Origin of the sequence: Paraburkholderia antibiotica (assembly GCF_012927125.1) — a bacterium.
Lineage (GTDB): Bacteria > Pseudomonadota > Gammaproteobacteria > Burkholderiales > Burkholderiaceae > Paraburkholderia > Paraburkholderia antibiotica.
In genome coordinates this window covers 225126-243893 of sequence record NZ_JABBFZ010000002.1, presented here as the reverse complement: position 1 = coordinate 243893, position 18768 = coordinate 225126, and the positions used below count along the sequence as shown (strand labels likewise).

The 18768-nt window shown below is 65.4% G+C and carries 17 protein-coding genes; 5 read left to right on the top strand and 12 right to left on the bottom strand.

The window, feature by feature from the left end; translation table 11 throughout:
• Window positions 1-59 precede the first annotated feature (59 nt).
• From HHL14_RS05130 to HHL14_RS05110, 5 genes are all read right to left on the bottom strand, one after another.
• On the bottom strand, window positions 60-1115 hold the full coding sequence (locus HHL14_RS05130) for a serine hydrolase domain-containing protein (protein WP_169496492.1): 1056 nt from the start codon (window positions 1113-1115) through the stop codon (window positions 60-62).
• An 84-nt stretch (window positions 1116-1199) separates the two neighbouring features.
• Entirely contained in the window at window positions 1200-2495 is a 1296-nt protein-coding gene (locus HHL14_RS05125; RefSeq protein ID WP_169496491.1) for an MFS transporter, read from the bottom strand.
• 282 nt (window positions 2496-2777) lie between these two features.
• Window positions 2778-3929 carry a porin gene (locus HHL14_RS05120; protein ID WP_169496490.1) on the bottom strand — a complete coding sequence of 384 codons (1152 nt, stop codon included), beginning with the start codon at window positions 3927-3929 and terminating at the stop codon, window positions 2778-2780.
• Window positions 3930-4495: 566 nt separating this feature from the next.
• The gene (locus HHL14_RS05115) at window positions 4496-5611 is read right to left on the bottom strand and encodes a succinylglutamate desuccinylase/aspartoacylase family protein (RefSeq protein ID WP_169496489.1); all 1116 of its coding nucleotides are present in this window, start codon (window positions 5609-5611) and stop codon (window positions 4496-4498) included.
• Window positions 5612-5879: 268 nt separating this feature from the next.
• Entirely contained in the window at window positions 5880-6662 is a 783-nt protein-coding gene (locus HHL14_RS05110; RefSeq protein WP_169496488.1) for an ABC transporter substrate-binding protein, read from the bottom strand.
• 637 nt (window positions 6663-7299) lie between these two features.
• On the opposite strand from HHL14_RS05110, the gene HHL14_RS05105 reads away from it, so the two are divergent.
• Complete coding sequence (locus HHL14_RS05105; protein ID WP_230412926.1) at window positions 7300-8544, top strand: extracellular solute-binding protein; 1245 nt, start codon at window positions 7300-7302, stop codon at window positions 8542-8544.
• Window positions 8544-10391 (top strand): diguanylate cyclase domain-containing protein, encoded by a 1848-nt coding sequence (locus HHL14_RS05100; protein WP_169496487.1) that lies wholly within the window; start codon window positions 8544-8546, stop codon window positions 10389-10391. The genes HHL14_RS05105 and HHL14_RS05100 overlap by 1 nt, the downstream gene beginning before the upstream one ends.
• A 72-nt stretch (window positions 10392-10463) precedes the next feature.
• On the opposite strand, the gene HHL14_RS05095 is transcribed toward HHL14_RS05100, so the two are convergent.
• Genes HHL14_RS05095 through phnG form a run of 7 tightly spaced genes read right to left on the bottom strand, consistent with a single transcriptional unit; the run spans window position 10464 to window position 16477 of the window.
• The gene (locus HHL14_RS05095) at window positions 10464-11651 is read right to left on the bottom strand and encodes an alpha-D-ribose 1-methylphosphonate 5-triphosphate diphosphatase (RefSeq protein WP_329601625.1); all 1188 of its coding nucleotides are present in this window, start codon (window positions 11649-11651) and stop codon (window positions 10464-10466) included.
• Window positions 11647-12441, bottom strand: a complete 795-nt coding sequence (gene phnL, locus HHL14_RS05090; protein ID WP_230412925.1) for a phosphonate C-P lyase system protein PhnL — start codon at window positions 12439-12441, stop codon at window positions 11647-11649. Before phnL ends, HHL14_RS05095 begins: the two co-directional genes overlap by 5 nt.
• Before the next feature lie 17 nt (window positions 12442-12458).
• Window positions 12459-13229: a phosphonate C-P lyase system protein PhnK gene (gene phnK, locus HHL14_RS05085; protein WP_169496484.1), complete on the bottom strand. Its 771-nt coding sequence runs from the start codon at window positions 13227-13229 to the stop codon at window positions 12459-12461.
• Window positions 13226-14179, bottom strand: a complete 954-nt coding sequence (locus HHL14_RS05080; RefSeq protein WP_169496483.1) for an alpha-D-ribose 1-methylphosphonate 5-phosphate C-P-lyase PhnJ — start codon at window positions 14177-14179, stop codon at window positions 13226-13228. Before HHL14_RS05080 ends, phnK begins: the two co-directional genes overlap by 4 nt.
• Window positions 14176-15360 (bottom strand): carbon-phosphorus lyase complex subunit PhnI, encoded by a 1185-nt coding sequence (locus tag HHL14_RS05075; protein ID WP_169496482.1) that lies wholly within the window; start codon window positions 15358-15360, stop codon window positions 14176-14178. Before HHL14_RS05075 ends, HHL14_RS05080 begins: the two co-directional genes overlap by 4 nt.
• A complete protein-coding gene (gene phnH, locus HHL14_RS05070) occupies window positions 15360-15980 on the bottom strand; it encodes a phosphonate C-P lyase system protein PhnH (protein WP_169496481.1) in 621 nt (206 codons plus the stop codon). The genes HHL14_RS05075 and phnH overlap by 1 nt, the downstream gene beginning before the upstream one ends.
• Entirely contained in the window at window positions 15980-16477 is a 498-nt protein-coding gene (gene phnG, locus HHL14_RS05065) for a phosphonate C-P lyase system protein PhnG (protein ID WP_169496480.1), read from the bottom strand. Before phnG ends, phnH begins: the two co-directional genes overlap by 1 nt.
• A 179-nt stretch (window positions 16478-16656) precedes the next feature.
• On the opposite strand from phnG, the gene phnF reads away from it, so the two are divergent.
• Genes phnF through phnN form a run of 3 tightly spaced genes read left to right on the top strand, consistent with a single transcriptional unit; the run spans window position 16657 to window position 18748 of the window.
• Window positions 16657-17415, top strand: a complete 759-nt coding sequence (phnF, locus tag HHL14_RS05060; RefSeq protein WP_169496479.1) for a phosphonate metabolism transcriptional regulator PhnF — start codon at window positions 16657-16659, stop codon at window positions 17413-17415.
• A complete protein-coding gene (locus HHL14_RS05055) occupies window positions 17412-18197 on the top strand; it encodes a DUF1045 domain-containing protein (RefSeq protein WP_169496478.1) in 786 nt (261 codons plus the stop codon). Before phnF ends, HHL14_RS05055 begins: the two co-directional genes overlap by 4 nt.
• Complete coding sequence (gene phnN, locus HHL14_RS05050; protein WP_169496477.1) at window positions 18197-18748, top strand: phosphonate metabolism protein/1,5-bisphosphokinase (PRPP-forming) PhnN; 552 nt, start codon at window positions 18197-18199, stop codon at window positions 18746-18748. Before HHL14_RS05055 ends, phnN begins: the two co-directional genes overlap by 1 nt.
• The last annotated feature ends 20 nt before the right edge of the window (window positions 18749-18768 follow it).

Sequence of the window (18768 nt, the reverse complement as noted above, 5' to 3'; positions counted from 1 at the left end):
GGATGCCGCAAGCGTCGTTAGCGCCGGTCGCGAATGAACTAACACCAACGACGCAACGGCTAACGATGCGCGTGATCCACCGCGTCGAGCACGAGCCCGAAAAATTCGTTCGCCGCGGCGGGATTCAGCCAGCGCACCACCACCGTCATGCGCCGCTCGGGTTCGATCCACGTGAACGAGCTGCCCGCGCCGATGCCGAAATAACTCGACGCCGGTACGTTCGGAAACACCTTGCGGTCCGTATTGAGCCACACGAGGTAGCCGTAGAACGGCGCGAGCGCGCACGGCGTGCGCATGCGCGCGATCCATGCCGACGACAGCACGCGTCGGCCCTGCGCGACGCCGTCGTTCAGCAGCATCTGCGCGACCTGCAACTGATCGTGCGCGCTGACCGACATGCCGCCGCCCCAGTGCGTGCCGCCTGGCACCGATTGCATGCGTCGTCCGTCGATCTCCACCCACGCGTTGTCGTAGCCGACCCATTGCCAGTTTTCGCTCGCGCCGCAAGGCCGCATGATCGCTTCGCGAAACACCTCGGGCAGCGGCTGGCGGAACAGATGCAGCAGCGCGAGCGCCAACTGGTTGATGCGCACGTCGTTGTATTCCCAGTACGTGCCGGGGCGTTGCGCCGGACGCAGATCGCCTTTGCGGCCGTCGGGCGGCGCGGCGAAATTGACCGCGCGATAGTGGTCCGCCTGGTCCGACAAACCGAAATACGTGCCGCGCCATTCGCTGGTTTGCTGCAGCAGATGCGCCCACGTGATCGGCGCATTGTGTTCGTCGTCGAAGCCGATGCCGGGAACGCGCACGCGCACCGGTTCGTCGACGTCGGGCAGCAGGCCGCGATCGTGCGCGACGCCGGCGAGCAGCGCGAGGTACATCTTGGCGACGCTGAAGGTCAAGTCGGCGCGCTCGGGTTCGCCCCAGCTCGTCAGCACGCGGCCGTCGACGGCGATCGTGCCGGACACCGGTCCGCGGTCGTGCACCGGGCCGAGCAGGACGTTCCACGGCGGCGGGTCGTTCACGTGGACGCCCCATGCGCCGTCCACGTGACGGTCCCACAGCGATTCATTGGCTACCGCGAACTGCACGGCGTGTTGCAATCGGTCTTGCATGGATGAAGGTCCTGTCTGTTCAACGAAACGACGAAATCGTCGCGGCCACGCGGTTCGCCCGCGCCAGCCGCCTGTGCGTCCGGCCTAGCGTGCGTGCAAACGAACGCGCGCCCACGTCACGGCGACGAGACTCAGCACGGCCGCGAGCATCAGATACAGGCCGGGCGCGAGATTGTTGCCGGTGGCCGCGATCAGCGCGGCCACCGCGACCGGCGTGAAGCCGCCGAAGAGGGTGGTGCCGATGTTGTAGCCGAACGCCATGCCGGTGGTGCGGGTGCGGGTCGGGAACAACTCGGACAGCATGGCCGGAATCGGCGCGAAGTAGGTGGTCTTCAGCAGCGCGACCCAGGCGACCGCGGCGAGCAGGGTGCCCAGCGACGGATGCGCGTTCATCATCACGAACGTCGGGTAGATCGTCGCGAAGAACAGCACGGCGGCGCCGAGCATGATGCGCACGCGACCCACCTTGTCCGACAGGTGACCGACGAACGGCGTGAGCACCATCATGATCAGCCCCGCCAGCAGCGTCGCGATGAAGCCCGCCGACGGCGCGAGTCCGAGTTGCCGCGCCGCGTAGGTCGGCATGTACAGCAGCATGTAGTTGGCCGTGGTGGTCAGCACGAGCGCGCCGATCGACACGAGCACGGGCTCCTTTTGCGTCGCCAGCAGTTCGCGCACCGGCGCCGCGGATTTTTCCGCGCGCTCGAACTCCGGCGTTTCGTCGATGCGATGGCGAATGTAGAGACCGACCGGCGCGATCAGCAGACCGAACAGAAACGGAATGCGCCAGCCCCAGCCTTCCAGTTGCTCGGTGCTCAGCGTGCTCGTCAACACCGCGCCGAACAGCGACGCGATCAGCGTGCTCGCGCCCTGGCTCGAGAACTGCCAGCTCGCCATGAAGCCTTTGCGCTGCGGCGCGTGCTCGATCAGGAACGCGGTGGAGCTGCCGAATTCGCCTCCGGCCGAAAAGCCTTGCAACAGCCGCGACGCGAACACGCCGATCGGCGCGAGGATGCCGATCGTCGCATACGAAGGCATCAGCGCGATCATCGCGGTGCCGAGCGTCATCATCGCGAGCGAGAGGGTTAGCGACGCCTTGCGGCCCTTGCGGTCGCCGAACGAGCCGAGCGCGAGTGCGCCGATCGGCCGCGCCAGATACGACAGCGCGAACGTGCCGAGCGTGAGCAGCAGGGACACGGTGCGGTCGTGGACCGGAAAGAACGTGCGCGACAGCACCGCCGCGAAGTAGCCGTACACGACGAGGTCGTAGAACTCCAGCGCGTTGCCGATCGACGTCGCGAGGATCAGCCGCGATACGCTCGAGCGTGAAGCCGGTCGCTCGAGCGTGTCGGCCGTGGTGGCGGCGGAATTGATGCGCATGACGAAGTCCTCTGACGGCGGGTACGACAGGTTGGGGCGCGCCGTCGATGTGTCGTGCGCGGCGCGAGCGTGGAATTCGAAGCTTGTGTCGCGATCTTGCGGTGGCCGATATTTCTCCACAATTACAATATTTGGCAGATGGCGTTGCCGAAAAGGCAAAGCGGAGCGAACCGGCACGGCGGTGTCGGCGATTCGCGCGGCCAAAGAAAAAGCGCCCCGTAGGGCGCTTTTTCATCACGCGGGCGACGGCAGGCGCATGCGCTGCCGTCTGCAACGACCCGCTTAGAACTTGTGACGCATACCGAGGCGGAACGCGAGCTGGTTGTCCGCGCCGACGCCCGACGTGCTGAAGTAGCTCGAGCTCGAGCCGATCTGCGCCTGCAGATCCTGGCCGCCGTTGTGACCCGATGCGATCTGGTAGATGCCGAGCACGTACACGTCGGTACGCTTCGACAGCGCGTAAGCCGCGCTCAGATCCACCTGGTTCCAGTGGCCCGTGTTCGCGTTGCTCAGGTGCATGTAGGTGTAGCCCGCGGCTGCCGTGATGGCCGGCGTGATCGCGTACTTCGCGCCTGCTTCGTACGCGGCGAACGTCGTCGAGCTGCCGGTGATCGGCTCGAAGCGCGTGTTCGTGTACAACGCCCACAGCGTAGCCGGGCCGATCGCGTAGCGCGCACCGACGCCGAACGAGCGCAGGTCGCGCACGGTGCCGGTCGACACGTTGGCCATCGTCGTCGAGAACGACGGGCTGGCCTGACCCGGATAGCTGATGTCGGTGTAAGCCGCGCCGATGCCGAACGGGCCGTTCGCGTAGTTCAGGCCGAAGCTGTAGGCGCGCGACGAACCCGCGGTCGTGCCGACTGCCGGTGCGCCGGCGAATGCGCCAGCCTGGTTCGAGAAGCCGTACATCGCGCCGAAGGTCAGGCCCGAGAAGTTCGCGCTGGTGAACTTCGCCGAGTTGTTGATACGGCTCGACGTCAGCTGGTCGACGTCGTTGATGTGGTAAGCGTAGTTACCCGCGACGGTCTGGCCGCCGGTCGAGTAGTTGCCGCCGAGGATGTCGGTCGAGAACGAGTACTGGCGACCGAACGTCAGCGAGCCGACGTTGTCTTGCGCGAGACCGACGAATGCCTGGCGACCGAACATCGCGCCGCCCTGGCCGGCCGTGCCGTTCGCGCTGCTGAAGCCGTTTTCCAACACGAACAGTGCCTTCAGGCCGCCGCCCAGGTCTTCCGTGCCGCGCAGGCCCCAACGGCTGCCTTGCGCGATGCCGTCGTCGTATTTGGTCAGGCTGCTGTGGCCAGTGGACGTCTTCGAGTTGTTCACATAGCTGATACCAGCGTCGATCAGGCCGTACAGGGTGACGCTGCTTTGTGCATGAGCGGCGCTAGCGAAAAGGGCGAACGTAGCGGCGGTCAGGATTTTCTTGTTCAAAACATTCTCCGGTTAAGAAATTGGCGATCGCGACGCGGTGCTCTGCGGCAAAGTCGCGCGATGGGCGGCAATTTAAGGGAACGCTGAGTAGGCTATGTGACAGCTGGAAATTTTTTCTCGTCTGTCGTGTTCGCGCGACACTTCGCTGGCGCGCCCGGTCAATCTTGCGCAAGAACGCCTTTCGATAAGCTTTTTCGCGGGTGGGGATACGGCGAGCCGGACGCCGTCGGAAGGGCGCGCGGCGGCGGATGTTTAAAGCGGGGTGGTCGTTGGGAGCGGGGCGGTGCGCAAGGGTCGCGCGGTGATCGCTCGTGGAGGTCGGGCGGGTTTGGAAGCTACGTGTCAGCCACTACGCATCGCGAAATGCGACGGACGGCGGCGACTGAATTGTCAAGATAGGTTTGACCTATGTTGTCTGTGGTCTTTTGTTCGAGGAGGGACGAGCCGTCGAATGTGCATCGCAAACGCAGCGCAAACCGATCGGCGCGACCGACATCGGCCGCACCGATCCTCATGCGTATCGCCGGCCGCGCGTGCCGGCTAGTTGATGCGTGTCGCTTGGTTGCTCAGTTGCTCAGCAGCGAACCGCTGCGGAACGCCGTCGCGCCAGCCACGCGCGCGAATTCGAGCCCGGCGGTCGCGAAGCGCGCGAGATGCCGCGCGTACAGCACGCCGGCCACGCTGTTTTTGATCGTGACGACACGGTCCGTCAACGGATCGACGATGTCCGCGATCGGCTGATCCACGTCCACCCAGGTGCCGACTTCGCAGCGATACACGAGCACGCCGCTGATCGGCGCGACGAGCGGCTCGGTGCCCGCGAGCGGCGTCGCGGCAAATTCGAGTGGCGGCAGCGGCGCGGCTTCGCCGTCGATCACGCCGCGCGAAGTCAGATACTCGATGATCGCCTGCGAATCCTTTTCCGCGTACTCGTACGACACTTCGCGCTGGCCGCGCAACTCGACCGTCACCGAGATCCCGCCGTTCGGAATCGGGAAGCGCTCGCCGAAACGGCCACGCAGATCGGACCAGCAGAAGCTGTGAATCTCGTCGAACGGATTGCCGACCGAGTTCAGCGCGAGCAGCGACGCCTTCGCGTCCAGATAGCGCGCGAGCGGCTCGACCTCGGGCCACAGGTCCGGATTCGTGTACAGGTGCATCGCGGCTTCCCAGTCGCAGTGCAGATCGAGCACGACGTCGGCGTCGTACGACAGCTTTTGCAGCGCGAGGCGTTGCGACGCGAGTTCGGTGGTCGGCTGCTGGGCATCGAGCGCTTCGCGCATCGCCGCGCGGATCGCGCTGCGGTTCGCGTCGATGTCGTCGGTCAGACGCGATTCGATGACTGGCAGCACGAGCGCCGCGAGGTCGTGGAAATTGCGGTTGAAGTTCTGCGCGCTGCCGGTTTCGAAGCGGCCCAGCATCTGTCCCAGCAGGTGTTGATTCAAGCCGATCGGATTCGGTACCGGTACGACCACGACTTCGCCACGCAGCTTGCCGGCGGCTTCGAGCGCGGCAAGCTTACGGCGCAGCGCCCACGACACCAGCATGCCGGGCAACTCGTCCGCGTGCAGCGACGACTGGATGTAGATCTTCTGTCCGCCGCCGGGGCCGTAGTGGAAACTCGTCAGATCGCGGGCGGTGCCGAGCGACGGGGCAATCAACGGATGGGTCTGGGTTTGCATGATTTTGGCTTCGCGGCTCAATGGGGCGAGCCGCGCTAGGTGGTTGATTGCAAGGGGAAAGATGCGCGCCGCGGCGAGCGGTGGCCGGGCCGGCGACGTGCGGCGGAGGTGTCTCGTGGGCTCCGCGTGTCGTACGATCTTAGCCGATCTGGCCGCCGATGTGGCTCGGGTGCAGTGCGGAGCGCGGCCCAAAACAGAACGGGCCCCGCATTGCGGAGCCCGTTGCAGACACAACCATCGGGTGCGCCGGAGCGCGCACCCTGGCGGTTTAGCCGCCGTACACGTCGAAGTCGAAGTACTTCTGTTCGATCTTCTTGTAGGTGCCGTCCTTGATCATGTCGGCGATCGCCTTGTCGACCTTCGCCTTCAGATCGGCGTCTTCCTTGCGCATGCCGATGCCCGCGCCGTTGCCGAGGATCTTCACGTCGACCAGATCCTTGCCGGCGAAGTCGAAGCCCGTACCGCGCGGCGTCTTCAGGAAGCCCTGTTCAGCCTGCACCGCGTCCTGCAGCGCCGCGTCCAGACGACCCGAGATCAGATCCGCGTAGACCTGGTCCTGGTTCTGATACGGCACGACCTTGGTGCCCTTCGGCTCCCAGTAGGTCTTCGCGTAGGTTTCCTGGATCGTGCCCTGTTCGACGCCGACCGTCTTGCCCTTCAGCGAGTCGGCCGTCGGCAGCAGGCCCGAACCCTTCTTCGCGACGAGGCGCGTCGGCGTGTTGAACAGCTTGTCCGAGAAGGCGATCTGTTCGGCGCGTTGCGGCGTCATCGACATCGACGACAGCACGCCGTCGAACTTCTTGGCCTTCAGTGCCGGAATCATGCCGTCGAAGTCGTTTTCGATCCACACGCACTTCGCACCCACGCGCTTGCAGATTTCATTGCCGAGGTCGATATCGAAGCCAACGAGCTTGCCGTCCGCGCCTTTCGACTCGAACGGGGGATAGCTGGCATCAACGCCAAAGCGGATAGTCGACCAATCTTTAGCGTGTGCGCCAATCGAGACGGTGGCAAGCAGAGCAACCGTCAAAGCCGCTAGCAGTTTTTTCACTGTTTTTACTCCTCGGTGTAGTTCAATTTCACCCGCTGCGGTGGTACCGCCACGGGATGCCCGGTGCGACTCGCGACGGGCTCTGGTTCAGCTGCAAACCGGGTGGCCTGCAACGCGCGCCAAGCTTAACAGTTCAAAAAAATTGGGAAGCTAGTAAAACACCGGATGGCGCAAGAGGTCCGCTTCTAACGCTTCAGTCTCCGCAAACCGGTGTTATCGGATCGTACACGCCCGGTAGTCTTTGCGTAATCGGATTGTAATTAATGGGCGATGAATAAGCGCGATGCGGCGCGATTATCGTTCGGCGATTGGTGCGGCTTGCAACATTAGGTGGGGCATCCGTTTAAAAAGGACACTGGCGGTTAAAGATCGCGCATCAATTGCCGTTATTTAACGGCGTCAGCCGAACTATTGCGAATCGTTGCATTACCCGTTGTTACCAGATCGGATATTTTTGCGCGGTCGTTCCGGCCCGCAGTAAAAATCGAATGCTTTGGCGCTATTATCGATGCTCCTTGCGTTCGCCACCGATCGTCGCGCAACCGGCGTATCGGTCTGATGAATGTCGCTGAACACCCTCGAGATTAAAGGCGCGTGTTGCGCTCGCTCAAAGGCCTTCTGCTAAACGGTGTTAGCCATGCACACGATGTCGACGGCGGATGAACCCGATTGTTGTCAACAGGCTTTTAAGCGGCGGATGACGGGCGCCGGTGTGCCGGCGCGTGCCCATTTATTGAATCGTCGTGTTTTGCGCGGTTTTTTGTCGGGCGTTTCAAAGGAGTCTGTTTTGGGAGCCGGCGTTTTTCGGGCGATTTCAGCCGCTGTTTTGCCGTCGGTTTTGCACGCCGTTTTAACTGTGCTGCTCGGCGTAGTGGTTTGCGCGCTGTCGGGCGCGGCGACACCCGCCGTCGCTGCCGAAAAAGTCCTGCGCGTGCTCGCGTGGCCCGGCTATGCGGACCCCGACGTCGTGAAGACCTTCGAAACGCGTTACGGCGCGAAGGTCGAGGTCACGCTGGTCGACTCCGACGAGGCACTGTGGGCGCAGATGCATAGCAAAGGCGAGCCGCCGTTCGACGTGCTCGCGGCCAACACCGCCGAAATCCGCCGCTATACCCAGGCGAATCTGCTCGCGCCGCTCGATCTCGCGAGTCTGCCGAACACCCGCAGGCAGTTGCCGCGCTTCCAGGCGCTCGGCTCGATCGACGGGCTGACGTCGGATGGCAAGGTGTACGCAATTCCGTTTACGTATTCGTCGATGGGGCTCATCTACGATCGCAAGCAGATTCCGGTCGCGCCGCATTCGATGCGCGAACTCTGGAACCCGCGTTATCGCGGCAAGGTGCTCGACTTCAACAGCGCGCAGCACAACTTCTCGTTCACCGCGCTCGCGCTCGGCTATCGGCATCCGTTCCAGCTCGACCCCACGCAAATGCGCGAGATTGCCCACAAGCTCGTCGAGTTGCGTCGCAACCTGCTGACCTATTACACGTTGCCCGAGGAGGCGACCGCGTTCTTCATCCAGCACAAGGTCGCGCTGATGTTCGGCAACTACGGCACGCAACAGGTGCAGTTGCTGCGGCGCGCGGGCGCGGACGTCGGCTACGTGATTCCGGACGAAGGCGCGCTGGCATGGCTCGACTGCTGGTCGATGACGCGCGCGGCGAGCGACAGGCCGCTCGCGCTTGAGTGGATCAACTACATGCTGGAGCCGGGCGTGAGCGTGCTGCTCACGCAGCGCCAGGGGCTCGCGAATACGCTCACGGAGTCCGCCGAAAGCAACGCCAACGCGCACATCGTGTGGATCGGTCCGGTCGAGAACATTCAACGGCGCGAGGACCTGTGGGAGCGGATCGTGTCGGGCGACCGTTCGGAGCGCTTCTGATGTTCCGCCGTGGCCTGACCCTCAAGCTGTCCGTGCTGCTCGCGTGCATCGGCGTGCTGGCGTCGGGCGCCACCGGCTATTACGCGTATCGCGCGAACCGCACGATGCTCGTCAACGAAGCCGAGCACAGCCTGCTGACCTCGACCGAGCTGCTCGGCCAGCGCATCGCGGTGTCGATCGACGACGTCGCGTCCGATGCGCTCGTGCTCGCGACGATGCCGTCGTCGGTGAGCGTTGCGCTGACCGACGACGGCATCGGCCCGAACGTCGGACGCGAGCGCCTCGCGCAGGTGTATTCGAGCTTCATGCTGCACCACCCGGAATATCTGCAGGTGCGGCTGATCACGCGCCAGCATCATGGGCTCGAACTGATCCGTTTCGATCGCGACCGCGACGGCCTCGTGCGCGTCGAAAGCAACGATCTGCAGGAAAAGGCGCAGTTTCCGTACGTCTTCGAGACACTCGCGTTTTCTCCAGGCCGCATCTATACGTCGCCGATTACGGTCAATCACGAATACGGCACGCACGCGGCGCAAGGCAAGCCGACGCTGCGTCTCGGCACGCCGATCGCCGACACGCACGGCACGGTGGTCGGTGTGGTCGTGATCGACATCGATCTGGCCGGCATGCTGCGGCGTTTGCAAAGCGATCTGCCGAGCGATCATCAGGTGTACCTGGCAAACGAGTGGGGGGATTTCCTCGTGCATCCGGACGCGTCGAAGACCTTCGGTTTCGATCGCGGCCGGCGTGTGCTAATGCAGGACAGCTTCCCGGTAACGAAGCCGCTGTTCGAGCAGAAGCAGGCCGAGGTGCTGGTCAACGGACTCGCTCTGCCACGCCAGGCGGACGGTCACGTGCTCGCGTTCGTGCGCCGGCCGTTCGGCGGCTCCGAGGGCAATCGCTTCATCGTGCTCGGTCTCGCGAAGCCGCTCGAAGACGTGCTGGCCGGCGCGAATCAGCTCGGCACGCGGATCATCCGCATGGTGCTGGTGTTCAGCGCGCTATCGGTGCTGCTGGCGATCCTGTTCGCGCGCGCGTTGACCAAGCCGCTGCATCTGCTCGCGCATGCGGCGACCCACCTGTTCGCCGAGCACGCGATGCACACGTTGCCGCTGAAGCGTACCGACGAAATCGGCGTGCTCGCCCGCTGCTTCGAGCGTCTGCGCCGCGAAATCCGCGCGCAGATGGATGCGCTGCACAGCAAGCAGAGCGAGCTCGCGCATCTGGCGACGCACGACGTGCTGACGGGCCTGCCGAATCGCATGCTGTTCATGGAGAAGCTCGAAAGCGCGATCGACGATGCCCGGCGCCGCGACGAAGGGCTCGCGGTGCTGTTCGTCGACCTCGACCGCTTCAAGCAGATCAACGACCAGTTTGGTCACTCGGTCGGCGACAAGGTATTGGTGGCGGTCGCGCGCCGGCTGAAGGACGTGCTGAATGCCGCCGACGTGGTCGCGCGGCTCGGCGGCGACGAGTTCATCGTGCTGCTCGAAGGCGCGCGCGCGGCGGACGTTACGCCCACTATTGCCACGCTCATCATGGATGCGCTCAACGAAACGCTGACGCTCGACGGCAACAGCATGACGGTCGGCGCGAGTATCGGCATCAGCGAATTCCCGCACGACAGCGGCAATGCCGAGGAGCTGCTGCTGAACGCCGACGCGGCGATGTACGCCGCGAAATCGGGGGGACGCTGCGCGTATTTGCGTTATCGCGACGTGCTCGCGGCGCGCCTCGAAGCGCAGGCCGAGGCCCAGGCGGCAGGGCAGGCGGCGCGCGCGAGTCTCGCCGATGCGCGTGCCGCACAGGACGCGATCGAAGGGCACGAGGCGGAGCCGACGGCCTGACGCGTTGCTGTTGACGGCGGCGCGCACGGGATTCACGCGAATCGCCCACCAGGCGCACGCCGCACGCTCCGCTCACACGATCCGCACACCACCCCGATAAGTCGCGCGCGGCACCGGCAACCGGTCGAGCAGCGTTACGCGCACGAAGTCCGCGCGCAGGCCGGGCTCGATCGCGCCACGATCGGTGAGGCCAGCGGTGCGTGCCGGTTCGGCGGACACTGTGGCCATCGCGCGCGGCAGCGTCCAGCCCGCCTTTTCGACGAGTTCGAACACCGCGGTCAGCAGACTCGACGGCACGTAATCCGACGACAGGATGTCGAGCAGATCCGCGCGCGCGAGTTCGAGTGCCGACACGTTGCCCGAGTGCGAGCCGCCGCGCACGATGTTCGGCGCACCCATGATCGTCGCGATGCCGTGCTCGCGCGCGGCCGCGGCGGCGATGCGGGTGGTCGGAAATTCGGCGAGCACGATGCCTTCGGCCTTCGCCTGTTCGACGTGCTCGATCAGCGTGTCGTCGTGACTCGCGACCGGAATGCCGAGCCGCTCGCAACGCGCGACGATGTCGCGGCGATGCGCATCCGCGTAACGCTCCTGTTCGACCGCGAGTTCGGCGAGCGCGGTGGCGACACGCTCGTCGCTCATCTTGCCGTTGCGTTCCTGATAGCGACGCCATTGTTCGCGGTCGTGCCATTGCCGCTGGCCCGGCGTATGGTCCATCACCGACGCGAGCCGCAACAGCGGATGCGCGCACAGCGAATCGAATAGCTCGACCACGTCGGCGGTCGCGATCTCGCAGCGCAGATGCAGAAAGTGCTCGGCGCGCAGCAGGCGGCGCGCGGACAGCCGCAGCAGCGAATCGGCGCATTGTGTCTGCACGTCGCGATTACGCAGCCCGACGTTCGAGCGCGAGCCGATCGCGAGCGCGTCGAACACGGTCGTAATGCCGGCGGCGGCGACCTGCGCGTCGTGAATCACGAAGGCGGCGTCGGTGTTCCACTCCACACCCGGGCGCGGCACCAGATGCTTCTCCAGGTTGTCCGTATGCAGTTCGATCAGACCGGGCAGCAGATAGTCGCCGTCCCAGTCTTCGGCGTCGCGCGCCAGACTCGTACCGCGTTCGACGTCGCGAATCGCGCCGTCTTCCACGCGTACCGTGCCGATGAATACTTCGTCTCGCGTCACGATGCGAGCGTTGCTGATCAACATCGCCTTGCTCCGTAGTGGCTTCGTCGTTGCTGCGTTGTAGTGGCGTTGCTTAATGGTGTTTTGTAGCGGCGTTTTGCAGCGGCCGCAGTTCCACGCGCCGGGTCGCGACCTTGTTGCGCGTCGCTTCGTCGTGAAAGATGCCGACGATCGCCGCGCCGCGCTCGCGCGCCTCGACGATCAGATCGGCGACCGCGTCGCGATTCTCCGCATCCAGCGATGCAGTCGGTTCGTCGAGCAGCAGCAGCGGATGCTCCGCGATCAAGCCGCGCGCGATATTCACGCGCTGCTGTTCGCCGCCCGAAAACGTGGCGGGCGCAAGCGTCCACAGCCGCTGCGGCACGTTCAGGCGAGCGAGCAGCGCAGCGGCGCGCTCCTCTGCATCCACGGCGGCGACGCCGCGCGAGAGCAGCGGTTCGGCCACCAGCGCGAGCGTCGCCACGCGCGGAATCACCCGCAAGAACTGGCTCACGTAGCCGACCACGTCGCGGCGCAGACGTAGCACGTCGCGTGCCTCGGCGCCGGTCAGCGCGACGGGCTCGCCGCGCGCGCCGGTATCGCGAATCTCGATCGAGCCGGTGCTCGCCAGATAGTTGCCGTACAGGCAGCGCAGCAGCGTGCTCTTGCCCGCGCCCGACGGCCCGACCAGCACCACGCATTCGCCGCGCTCGACGTCGAGCGACACGTCAGCGAGCGCTTCGATCCTCACGCCGCCCTGGCCGTGCAGCGTGAAGGTTTTGCCGATGCCGGCCGCGCGCAGCATCAGCGCCGCATTGTCGGCGAACGCGCGGGCGCTGGGGCGTGCGTCGATGCGCGTGTCGGCGTATGCATCAATTCCTGTGTCCATGGAGCGCATTGTGAGCCTCAAACCGGCAGAACCGAGGAAACCAGCGTTTGCGTGTACGGATGCTGCGGATCGTCGAGCACCTGATCGGTCAGACCCGCTTCGACGACTTCGCCCGCCTGCATCACCATCAGCCGATGCGCGAGCAGACGCGCGACGCCGATATCGTGCGTAACGATCAGCACCGACAGATGCAGCGTCGAGGTCAGCGTGCGCAGCAGATCGAGCAGCCGCGCCTGCACGGATACATCGAGGCCGGCGGTCGGCTCGTCCATGAACACGAGGCGCGGACCGGTGACGAGATTGCGCGCGATCTGCAGACGCTGCTGCATGCCGCCGGAAAACGCGGCGGGAAATTCGTCGATACGCGTCGGATCGAGTTCGACGCGCTCCATCCATTGCGTCGCGCTGCGGCGAATCTCGCCGTAGTGACGCGCGCCGACCGCCATCAACGGTTCGCCGATATTCGCACCGGCCGACACGCCGCTGCGCAGACCGTCGCGCGGATTCTGCTGCACGAAGCCCCACTCGGTGCGCATCAGCAGACGGCGGCGCGGCTCGGACAGCGCGCGCAGATCGAGCACCTCGCCGTGCGACGCGGTGTAGTGCAGCGAGCCGCTATCGGCTTCCATTTTCAACGCGAGCGTATTGAGCAGCGTGGTCTTGCCCGATCCGGACTCGCCGACGATGCACAGCACCTCGCCCGGATACAGATCGAAGCTCACGTTGCGGCAACCGTTGCGGCCGCCGAACTGTCGGGTGAGCGCGCGTGCGCTGAGCAGCGGCGTCATGCGGATTCTCCTGCGCGTTGCTTCGTGTGCGGCGATGGTTGTTGCGGTTCGCCATCGCGGCGCTGCTCGTGGCAGTAGTCGCTATCCGAGCACACGAACATGCGCGTGCCCGCATCGTCGACGATCATCTCGTCGAGAAAGCTCTGCGTCGAGCCGCACAGCGCGCACGCATGCTGCCACTTCTGCACTTCGAACGGATGATCGTCGAAGTCGAGGCTGCGCACCGGCGTATAAGGCGGAATCGCGTGAATGCGCCGCTCGCGGCCCGCGCCGAACAGTTGCAGCGCGGGGTTCATATGCATCTTCGGATTGTCGAACTTCGGAATCGGCGACGGCGAAGTCAGATAGCGATGATTGACCATCACCGGGTAGTCGTACGTGGTCGCGATGCTGCCGTGATGCACGATGTCTTCGTAGAGCTTCACGCTGATCAGCCCGTAATCGGCGAGCGCGTGCAGCTTCCTGCATTCGGCGACGCGCGGTTCCAGCCGGTACAGCGGCTCGGGCATCGGCACCTGATAGACCAGAATCTGGCGCTCGGTCAGTGGCGTTTCCGGAATCCGGTGACGGGTCTGGATGATCGTCGCGTCGCGGGTATGCCGCGTGGTCGTTACGCCGGTGGTGCGCGCGAAGAAGCGGCGGATGTTGACCGCGTTGGTCGTTTCGTCGGAGCCCTGATCGATCACCTTCAGCGTGTCCGTCTTGCCGATGATCGCGGCCGTCACCTGGATGCCGCCGGTGCCCCAGCCGAACGGCAACGGCATTTCGCGCGATGCAAACGGCACCTGGTAGCCGGGCACCGCGATCGCTTTCAATAGTGCGCGGCGCAGCATGCGCTTGGTCTGCTCATCGAGATACGCGAAGTTGTAGCCGAGCGCGGCGCTGTCGTAGCTGTTGCCGCAGGTGCTGTCGTCCGATGCGGTGGGGAGAGCGGTGTCGGGTGCGTTCATGCTGCCTGCTCCTTGCCGGTCGTGTTGTCTACGTCGTTGGCGTTGTCGATACCGCTGCCGTTGCCACGTGCCTCGTCCGCATGCCGCGCACGCAGGCGCCGCACCAGTTCCAGCTCTGCCTGAAAGTCGACGTAGTGCGGCAGCTTCAGATGCTGCACGAAGCCCGACGCCTCGACGTTATCGCTATGCGACAGCATGAATTCGATGTCCTGAGTCGGCGACGCCAGCGTTTCGCCGAGTTCCTCCGCGCGCAACGCACGATCGACGAGCGCCATCGCCATTGCCTTGCGCTCCGAGTGACCGAACGCGAGCCCGTAGCCTTGGGTGAAGGTCGGCGCGACCTCGCCGCTGCCCGCGAACTGGTTGATCATCTGGCATTCGGTGAGATCGATATCGCCGATGTCGACCGCTTCACCGAGTTCGTCGAGTTCCATTTCGACCGCGATCGTGCCGAAGCGGATCTCGCCCGCGAACGGATGCGAGTGCGCGTAGCCGCGTTGCGTCGCATAGCCCATCGCGAGCAGAAAGCCTTCGTCGCCGCGCGCGAGATTCTGCAGGCGCGTCGCGCGGCTCGCCGGAAACGCGAGCGGTTCGCGCGACAGATCGCCGGGTTCGGCGCCGTCGGGTGTCGGGCGTTCCTGTTCGATCAGTCCTTCCTTGTCGAGCAGGGTGATGACGCGTGGCATCGGTTCGGTGGCGGGGGGCTGCAGAGTCGCAACTGCTCCAGGCGCCGCCGTATGGCTGGGCATTTCAGGTCCGGTCGCGTCATCGCCGTCGGCCAGTAGCGCGAAATCGAGCAGACGCTGCGTGTAATCGTAGGTCGCGCCGAGCAACTGGCCGCCCGGCAAGTCCTTGAACGTCGCCGAAATGCGTCGCTCGACCTGCATCGTTTCGGTATCGATTGCGTGCGTATAGCCGAAACGCGGCAGCGTGGTGCGATACGCGCGCAGCAGAAAGATCGCCTCGACCAGATCGCCGGCGGCCTGCTTGATCGCAAGCGCGGCGAGTTCTTCGTCGTAGACCGAACCTTCGGTCATCACGCGCGCGACCGCGAGCCGCAACTGCTCGCGAATCTGCGCGACGCTCAGTTCGGCGATCCGCGTATCGCCGCGGCGCGCCTTGTCGAGCAGGCGCCACGATGCTTCGATCGCGCGTTCTCCACCTTTGACGGCAACGTACATCAGTTCACCTTCGCGTGAGTGGTGCGCGGCAGGCCGATCACGCTCGTGCCGCAAACCAGATAGCAATCGACGCCGCACGGAAACAGCGGCACGAGCGTCGCACGGTCGCGCCAGAATTGCGCGGGCAGCCCAAGCGGAGAAATCGTTTCGGTATCCAGAATGCCGGGGCCGCTCAGCGTGACCGGCTCGCCGCCGCTCAGCGCATCGACGCGGATCAGTAGCGTGGCCGCCTGCTCGGGCGACTCGGCGCTGCCCGACGCGAAACTTTCGAGTGCGGGCAGCGTGGCGGCGTCGTGGATATAGGCGAACGCGGCCTGCTCCGTTTTGTCGACGAGCGGCGCGCCGGTATGAAAGCGTAGCGCCGAGGCGAGCGCGGTGTCGGGCTGCGCGAGCCAGACCGGCGTCGTGTAATCGCACAGCGTGAGCAGCGCCGCGAACGCGGCGGGCTCGGCGCGCGCATGCCGCAGTTCGGGCAGCATCGGCACGACCTCGCCGATCGCGCCATGCGTGCCCGGCCGCGCCAGTGCATCGAGCAGCGTGCGAAACACCGCCTGAGTGTCGTGGACCGGATCGGCGAAACCGGGCGTCAGCGTGGACAACGCAATCTGTGAAGGTTCCATCAGTCGCCCCGCACCATCGTGAAGAATTCGACGCGCGTTGCCGCGGCGTCCTGTTGCCGTTGCGCGCGCCGGGTTCGCTGTTGCGCGGCGAACGGTTCGACGAGTTGCCGCTGCAGACGGTCGTGATGCTCGGGCAATTGCAGTAGCGCATCGGCGAGCGCGGCGAGTTCGGCGCGGCGGCGGTCGCGGCCCAGATGACAGGCGACGCCGATGGTCGCGCCCGGCTCGTTGCCCGCGCGCAGGCGCAAGGTGGCGCGCGTGACGGTCGCCTCACCAAGATTGAACGGATCGCCGCTGCCGCCGATGCGCCCGCGCACCATCGCGAGGCCGATTTCGGGGGGACGCAACCAGTCGTAGGCGGGCGTGGGCAGATCTTGCAGCACGCGCTGCAGGCCGGCTTCGAGCTCGGCGCGCGGCGTGCGGGCCAGCACGGCCATCCAGGCGCGCCGCGCCGACGACGGCACGACACCAGAAGGGGGAACGGAACTCGAATTCATCGTCTTTCCTGTTGATCCGGCGTGCGGCTATTGGAGCATCTATTCATCTAAACGTCTAGACGTTTAAAGGCGTAGCTGTCTGATTGTCGCGCGGGCCTGACGTTTCATATTTTCATCACGGCTCGCGCACTACAATGCACGGGATGGCGATCATTTGAACCGAAGGGAATGACAGCACCATGACATCGAACGACAGCGCGACGCCTGCCACGACGCTCGAACGCGGCGCGGGCGTGGCCGTCTGGAGACAGATCGAACAGATTCTCGCCGCCGAGATCGCGGCCAGCGGTTTCGGCGAGGAAGGGCGCTTGCCGAGTGAGGGGGAGTTGGCGAAGCGCTTCGACGTCAACCGTCACACGGTACGGCGCGCGATGCTCGGCCTCGCGGCCCTGGGTCTCGTCAGCGTCGAGCAGGGGCGCGGTACTTTCGTGCAGCCCGGCGCGATCGACTATACGATCGGCCGCCGCACGCGCTTTACCGAAAACCTGCGCCGGCAGCATCACGCGGCGGCGGGCACGATGCTGTCGGCTGTGCGCGTGAAGGCCGAGCCGAGCGTCGCGAAGGCACTCGGGTTGCGTGCGGGCGCGGCCGTGTACCGGATCGAATCGTTGAACGAGTCAGACGGCGTGCCGCTCACGTTCGCGCGCAGCTGGTATCCGGCCGCGCGCTTTCCGGATCTGCCGGAGGTCGTGCAACGCGTGGGCGGTACGACGAAGGCGTTGGCCGAATTCGGCGTCAACGATTATCTGCGCAAGTGGAGTCGTATCGGCAGCGTGCTGCCCGAGCCGGAGGTCGCGCGGCGTCTGAACCTCAACCGGCAGCAGCCGGTGCTGTGGGTCGAGAATGTCGACGTCGATCTGCAAGGCACGCCGGTCAAATACGGCTTTACGCATTTCGCGGCGGATCGTGTGCAATTGATGGTGGAGCACGACCTGTGAGCGCGCCCGACTGGAGCGATGCTGCGCGTTTTGCGATCTCGCGCTTTGCGATTTATTACGCGCCATCGCGTGAATCCGCGTGGTGGCGGGCCGGCTCGACCTGGCTCGGCCGCGATGCGGGCAACGGCGAGCCGCTCGCGCAGCCGCAACCGGCCGGTTTGACGCGCGCTCTTGCGGCGTTGACCGACGCGCCGCGTCGTTACGGCTGGCATGGCACGCTGGTTGCGCCGTTCCGGCTCGGCGCCAATCTCATGCCGCACGACGTGCTTGCGGTCGCGCGCGCATGGGCGCTCACGCGGCGCGCGTTCGACTTGCCGGTGGAAGCGGCGACGCTCGGCGATTTCGTCGCGTTGCGTCCCGCCGATGCACCGGGCGACACGCGTATGCGCGAGCTGGCGGCGAGCGCGCTGCAAGCGCTCGATGGTTTGCGTGCGGCGCCGTCGGAAGCCGATCTCGCGCGCCGGCTCGCGGCGCCGCTCAGCGACCGGCAACGCACGTTGCTGCTGCAATGGGGCTATCCGTACGTGTTCGACGAATTCCGTTTTCACATGACGCTGTCCAACGGGCTCGCCGATGCCGACGAACGCGCGACGCTGCTTGCATGGTGGCGTCAGCGTGCGCCCGAGCTGGGACCGCTCGCGGTCGATCGGGCCGCGCTGTTCGTCGAGCCGGCGCCGGGCGAGCCGTTCGTGTTGTGGCAACACCTGCCGTTTGGCGACGCCACGCCGGACGACGATAGCGAAGATCGCCACGACGGGCGACACCACGAGGCGAGCCGCTAATGTCAGGACGACTGATCTATGTGATGGGACCATCGGGTGCGGGCAAAGACTCGCTGCTCGAATTCGCGCGCCAGCGTCTCGTGGGCGAGCCGATTTTGTTCGCGCATCGCTATATCACGCGGCCGAGCGGCAACGGCGAGGTACATGTCGCGCTGAGCGTCGAGGAGTTCGCCGCGCGTTCGGTACTGGGGCTGTTCGCGCTCGAATGGTCGAGTCATGCGCTGCGCTATGGCATCGGTATCGAACTCGATGCGTGGCTTGCGCGCGGTTGTACGGTGGTCGTCAACGGTTCGCGGCAGTACGTGCAGCATGCGCTCGCGCGTTATCCGCGTGCGGAAGTGGTCCACGTGAACGCCGCGCCGCATATTCTCGCCGCGCGGCTCGGCTCGCGGGCGCGCGAATCGGCGGAGCAGGTGGCGGCGCGGCTTGCGCGGCGAGCGCCGTTTTCGCTGCCGGCCGGCGTGCGCTGCACGACCATCGATAATTCCGGCGCGCTCGACGAAGCCGGTCACGCGTTGATCGCGGTGCTGAAGGAATCGGTGAGCGCGTAGTTCGCGGGCGCGCCTGATGC

Coding starts and splice junctions, on each gene's coding strand:
- phnK (WP_169496484.1), bottom strand. CDS start 13,229: ATGACGCCGCTGCTCAGCGCACGCGCGCTCACCCGACAGTTCGGCGGC.
- phnF (WP_169496479.1), top strand. CDS start 16,657: ATGACATCGAACGACAGCGCGACGCCTGCCACGACGCTCGAACGCGGC.
- HHL14_RS05075 (WP_169496482.1), bottom strand. CDS start 15,360: ATGTACGTTGCCGTCAAAGGTGGAGAACGCGCGATCGAAGCATCGTGG.
- phnN (WP_169496477.1), top strand. CDS start 18,197: ATGTCAGGACGACTGATCTATGTGATGGGACCATCGGGTGCGGGCAAA.
- phnL (WP_230412925.1), bottom strand. CDS start 12,441: ATGGACACAGGAATTGATGCATACGCCGACACGCGCATCGACGCACGC.
- HHL14_RS05130 (WP_169496492.1), bottom strand. CDS start 1,115: ATGCAAGACCGATTGCAACACGCCGTGCAGTTCGCGGTAGCCAATGAA.
- HHL14_RS05080 (WP_169496483.1), bottom strand. CDS start 14,179: ATGAACGCACCCGACACCGCTCTCCCCACCGCATCGGACGACAGCACC.
- HHL14_RS05125 (WP_169496491.1), bottom strand. CDS start 2,495: ATGCGCATCAATTCCGCCGCCACCACGGCCGACACGCTCGAGCGACCG.
- HHL14_RS05115 (WP_169496489.1), bottom strand. CDS start 5,611: ATGCAAACCCAGACCCATCCGTTGATTGCCCCGTCGCTCGGCACCGCC.
- phnH (WP_169496481.1), bottom strand. CDS start 15,980: ATGGAACCTTCACAGATTGCGTTGTCCACGCTGACGCCCGGTTTCGCC.
- phnG (WP_169496480.1), bottom strand. CDS start 16,477: ATGAATTCGAGTTCCGTTCCCCCTTCTGGTGTCGTGCCGTCGTCGGCG.
- HHL14_RS05105 (WP_230412926.1), top strand. CDS start 7,300: ATGCACACGATGTCGACGGCGGATGAACCCGATTGTTGTCAACAGGCT.
- HHL14_RS05100 (WP_169496487.1), top strand. CDS start 8,544: ATGTTCCGCCGTGGCCTGACCCTCAAGCTGTCCGTGCTGCTCGCGTGC.